Source organism: Armatimonas sp. (assembly GCF_043760365.1).
Taxonomy (GTDB): domain Bacteria; phylum Armatimonadota; class Armatimonadia; order Armatimonadales; family Armatimonadaceae; genus Armatimonas.
Genome location: NZ_JAYUPA010000462.1, coordinates 1 through 4,700, shown reverse-complemented (window position 1 = coordinate 4,700; position 4,700 = coordinate 1). Strand labels below are relative to the sequence as shown.

Genomic DNA, 4,700 nt, shown 5'->3' with positions numbered 1-4,700 from the left:
AGAAGCTTTTCTCGCGGGCCCTGCTCAAGCCGCTTCGGGCGCAGGTTCTCGCCGATGCGCTGGCATCGGCGACGGGGGGCTCACTCGGGTTTTCGGGGCGTGCCATCGCGCTGGCAGATCCCGATGTGCCCTCGGAGACACTGGACATTCTGGGGCGCTGCCGCAGAGAAGCGGACTGCATGCCCACATTCGAGGCGGGCGGCCTCTCTGTCGCGCTGCACTTACTCGCTGGGACACCGCTGGAGAAGCTGGTGCAGGAAGGAGCGCAGAAGCTTCTCACTTTGTCTACGACTGATGCGGCACTTGTTGAGGAATTGTATCTGCGCGTGCTCTCTCGTTTCCCGATCGGTTCGGAGCGTGCCTACGCAGAAGCACTACTAAAAAAGAATCGCCTGAAAGCCACGGAGGACTTGCTCTGGGCATTGGTCAACACACGGGAGTTTTCCTATGCGCACTAGACAAATCCTGCGCTGTGATGGAGTGAGCCGTCGTGAGCTTTTGACGGTGGGGGCGCTCAGTGCGCTTGGCCTAACCCTTGGGGATGCTCTGCGGTCCCGTGCCGCGCCGACGGGTAAGTCCTGTATCTTGATCTGGCTGGACGGTGGCCCTTCACACCTAGACACGTTCGATCCCAAGCCCGATGCTCCCAGCGAGGTGCGGGGGCCGTTTTCAGCAATTTCTACCTGCATTCCAGGGATTGCACTCTCGGAGCACCTGCCACGTACCGCGCAAGTGCTCGATAAAGTTGCACTGATCCGCTCGCTCACCCACGAGCTTGGTAATCACGATACGGGCAGCCATTTTCTTCTCACCGGCCACCGGCCCAACCCCGCGCTGGCCTATCCGAGCCTTGGGAGCATTGTCGCTAAAGAGCGAGGAAATCGTGCCGCCCTGCCGCCGTATGTGGTACTTCCCGAAGCGACTCCCGCACTTGGGGCGGGCTATCTTTCAGGGGCATTTGGCCCGTTCGCGGTGGGCAGAGACCCCGCCCAAGCCCGAGATCTGGCTCTGCCCGAGAGCCTGACACTGGAGCGTCTTGGTGAGCGGCGGGCGATTTTAGAGCAACTGGATCACTTCTCCATTGCCGTCGAGACCAGCGCCGCGACCCAAAGTCGTGACGCCGCCTACGAGCAAGCGTACCGTCTGCTGGCTTCACCGGAGGCCAAAGCCGCCTTCGATCTCTCGCGTGAACCCGCAAGCTTGCACGAGCGCTACGGGCGAAGTAAGCTCGGCACTGCCTGCCTGACGGCGCGGCGGCTGGTGGAGGCGGGCACACGTTTTGTTACCGTGGTGGACAGCGGCTGGGACACACATCAGAATATCGCCAAGACCCTCCCCGACGCACTTTTTCCAGGCAGCGGCAAGCTTCCTGCACTGGACCGGGCCTACGCCGCGCTGCTCACGGATCTTTCGGAGCGCGGCCTGCTCGAAAACACGCTGGTTGTTCTACTGGGCGAGTTTGGCCGGACACCCAAGCTCAATGCACTGGGCGGGCGGGATCACTGGCCCCGCGCAGGGTTTGCCTGCCTGGCGGGCGGCGGCGTGCGCGGTGGGCAGGTGATTGGAAAGACCGATGCCAGCGGCGAGTCGCCTATCGAGCGCCCCGTTCGTCCCGAAGATCTCTCGGCCAGTATTCTCACGCTTCTCGGGATAGATCCCGCAACGGAGTACCGCCACCCCGATGGTCGCCCTCTGCGGCTTATCACCGATGGCGCAATGCTCAAAGAGCTCGTATGAGAGCCCCGATTGCTGCCCTGCAATTTGCTCCCGATGGCAAGGTGCTGGTCTGGGGTGGGTACGGCGAAATCACGGTTGGGGGGGCAAAGCTCACCGTTCCCTTGGCGCAAGTGCATGCGCTGGCATTTGCACCGGCTGGAACAACACTCGCAGTGGGCGGCGGAGTGCCCGGAGAGAGTGGTACAGTCTGTCTGCTGAACTGGCCCTCAGGAAAGCGACGAGAGACGCGCAAGTTACACACGGATCTTATCGTCGGCCTTGCCTTTTCCCCAGACGGTAAGACGCTCGCCACAGCCAGCCACGATGGCACGGCGCACTGTGGAGTGCAGAAGCTTGAAGGCCACGCCGGGCTTGTGCTGGATGTCGCCTTCTCCGCCGACGGAGCCGATGTTTTCACCGCTTGCAGCGACGGCTCGCTGCGTGTCTTTGATGCGGCGACGGGCAAACTCAAGCGCACGCTGAGCCTGCACACGGATCGCATCTACGCGATCGTGCTTCAGCCCAACTCCCCCCGCTGCGTCACGGCAAGTGCGGATAAAACCGTCCGCCTCTGGCAACCTGGGATCGGGCGGCTAATTCGGATTGTCCGAGGCTTTGAGGGCGGGGTACTCAGTGTTGCCTTCTCCCCCGGGAGTACACGGCTCTACACAGGCGGTGAAGAGGGGATTGTTCGTGTTATTGAGGCCGACAGTGACCATGTTTTAGCGCAGTGGAAAGCCAGTATCGGCTGGCTTCTGCGCCTTGCACTTTCCCCCGATGGCAAGACGCTCGCCACGGGCGACTCTGCGGGAGCTGTCCGCCGCTGGGACGCGCTTACCGGCGCTCCTCGGCCTTCGCCTGCCTCCGGTGCTGGCGGTACTCCCAAAACATCGGCAGCACCGAACTGACGATAATTGCCAGAACCACAAGCTCGAAATTCTTCTTCACGAAGGCGATATTGCCAAAGAAGTAGCCTGCCGTCACGCAGATTCCTACCCAGGCGACGGCACCAATGACGGAGTACATCAGGAAGCGCGAGTAGGGCATATTGCCCATGCCTGCCACAAAGGGCGAGAATGTTCGCACGATAGGAACAAAGCGTGCCATGATGATGGCCTTGGGGCCGTACTTGGCAAAGAACGCCTCCGTTTTAGAGAGATTCTCTTTTTTGAAGAGCTTTGAGTTGGGGTTGTTAAAGAGTGCGCGTCCAAACTTCTTCCCAAGCCAGTAGTTGCAGTTATCTCCGAGAAATGCTGCCACCAGAAAAAGCGGATAGACCAGGCTAATGCTCAGAGGCGCACTGGGCCGCGCGGCAACCGCTCCCACGGTGAAGAGCAAGGAGTCGCCGGGGAGAAATGGGAAAATGACGACTCCGGTTTCGACAAAAACAATCGCAAAGAGAATCGCGTAGGTCAGAGTTCCGTACTGCAAGATGGTCTTATCGAGCCATTCGGGAAAGTGTCGGAGAATTTCATAAAGCTGGGCCATAACGCGGTCAGTATACCCTAGCCTTCTGTGAGCCACTCCAGAACGGAACGGAAGGGGTGGTCTTCCAGGATACCGAAGCACTTATGGCGGCCTAAACGTGCCTTGGAGACGGCGGGGCTAGTGATGCCACAGAGAAAGCGGGCAAGCTGCCGATCTTCGCCGAGGGCATCGGGGTAGGTGGTGCGCAGGGATTGGGCATCGGTTGCGAGTGCGGTTGGGATTTGCCGGGGCGGTGTCGGCTCCGGGAGGCGCTGGGCTTCGCCGGTGAGGCAGAACGAACAGTGACCACAGGGTGTGGCACGGCGCTCGCCAAAGTAGGCGGTGAGTGCGTTGGTCTGGCAGCTTCCCAGCCCGATGAGCTTCACCACTTTCGCGAGCCGCACCAGCTCATTTTTCTCGCGTAGCACAAAGCGCGCGTTCAGCTCGTCGGTGAGGGCTTCGGTATCGTCGGTGGGGTTGAGCCGAAAGAAGCGCTGGCGCACATCGGCAGTGCGCAGCTCAATATGCCCACGCTCTTCTAACACTTCCAGCACGCGAACAATGCGCCCCCGCTCCACGGCTAGGGATTCTGCGGCCTCATCTGGGTTGAGCTTGTACCAGAGCCGTCCGTGTTTTGCAGTGAGAAAAACATCGGTGATGAGCTTGCGGTGCCCTTCAGGAAACGCGGCAGCGATACTAACCGCGTTCTGATTGGGAAGCGGACGGAACTCGTAGGCGGCGTAGAACGGCGTGCCCTGTCGGAGAACCCCGTTGAGTTCTAAGTAGGTCAGGATCGTCTTGAGCACAAGCTGGCGAATGTCGTGACGGGTACTGAGATCGTAGAGCGCCACATCGAACTCCGGGCCGCGTGAGAGCAAGTCAGAGAGAAGCGAAAAAAGTGCGGTTCTTGTGGGCGTGTCGCCGTAGACAAAGTTCTCCAGCGTCGGGACATCGTCGAGGCAGGCTAGAATGTGGCAGACGGAGTTTGCGCCGTCGCGACCCGCTCTGCCAATCTCTTGACTGTAGCTCTCCAGCGATTTGGGCAGGTTGTAATGATACACATAGCGGACGTTGCTCTTGTCAATGCCCATGCCAAACGCAATGGTCGCCACTACAATTCCACGATCCGATGCCATCCAGCGCTCCTGAACGGCGCTTCGCTCTTCACTTTCCATTCCCGCGTGATACGCTTCTGCGGGCAGCCCACTCTCACTGAGCATTTCGGCGAGGCGCTCAGCCGTTTTCTGGAGTGTGACATAGACAATAGACGGACCTGGGGCGCGCTGCTTGAGGATGCGCAAGAGCACACCATCGCGCTCTGTGGCCGTAACGGGGCTTGTCGCCAGCTCTAAGTTCGGGCGGTAGAACCCCGTGACAATACCATCGTCGGGGGTGATGCCAAACGCCTCGTGAATATCTTTGACCACTTGCGGCGTCGCGGTGGCCGTGAGCGCCAGCACGCGCTCGGCTCCGTAGCGCTTTGCCGCATCGGCGAGCTTGAGATAGTCGGGGCGGAA

The 4,700-nt window shown here is 60.4% G+C and carries 4 protein-coding genes and 1 pseudogene; 3 read left to right on the top strand and 2 right to left on the bottom strand.

Annotated features, from left to right (window positions below; translation table 11 throughout):
• The 3 genes and pseudogenes from ACH2EH_RS10900 to ACH2EH_RS10890 form a co-directional block, all read left to right on the top strand.
• A pseudogene (locus tag ACH2EH_RS10900) lies at positions 1–458 on the top strand (hypothetical protein); the annotation flags it as partial.
• Entirely contained in the window at positions 448–1,737 is a 1,290-nt protein-coding gene (locus ACH2EH_RS10895; RefSeq protein WP_395141581.1) for a DUF1501 domain-containing protein, read from the top strand. The pseudogene ACH2EH_RS10900 and the gene ACH2EH_RS10895, both read left to right, overlap by 11 nt.
• Positions 1,734–2,624 carry a WD40 repeat domain-containing protein gene (locus tag ACH2EH_RS10890; protein WP_395141579.1) on the top strand — a complete coding sequence of 297 codons (891 nt, stop codon included), beginning with the start codon at positions 1,734–1,736 and terminating at the stop codon, positions 2,622–2,624. Before ACH2EH_RS10895 ends, ACH2EH_RS10890 begins: the two co-directional genes overlap by 4 nt.
• On the opposite strand, the gene ACH2EH_RS10885 is transcribed toward ACH2EH_RS10890, so the two are convergent.
• Both ACH2EH_RS10885 and ACH2EH_RS10880 read right to left on the bottom strand, forming a co-directional pair.
• A complete protein-coding gene (locus ACH2EH_RS10885; RefSeq protein ID WP_395141577.1) occupies positions 2,551–3,204 on the bottom strand; it encodes a DedA family protein in 654 nt (217 codons plus the stop codon). The genes ACH2EH_RS10890 and ACH2EH_RS10885 overlap by 74 nt on opposite strands.
• Positions 3,205–3,221: 17 nt before the next feature.
• Positions 3,222–4,700, bottom strand: a 1,479-nt coding sequence (locus ACH2EH_RS10880) for a helicase-related protein (protein WP_395141575.1), incomplete at its 5' end; no start/stop codon positions are given.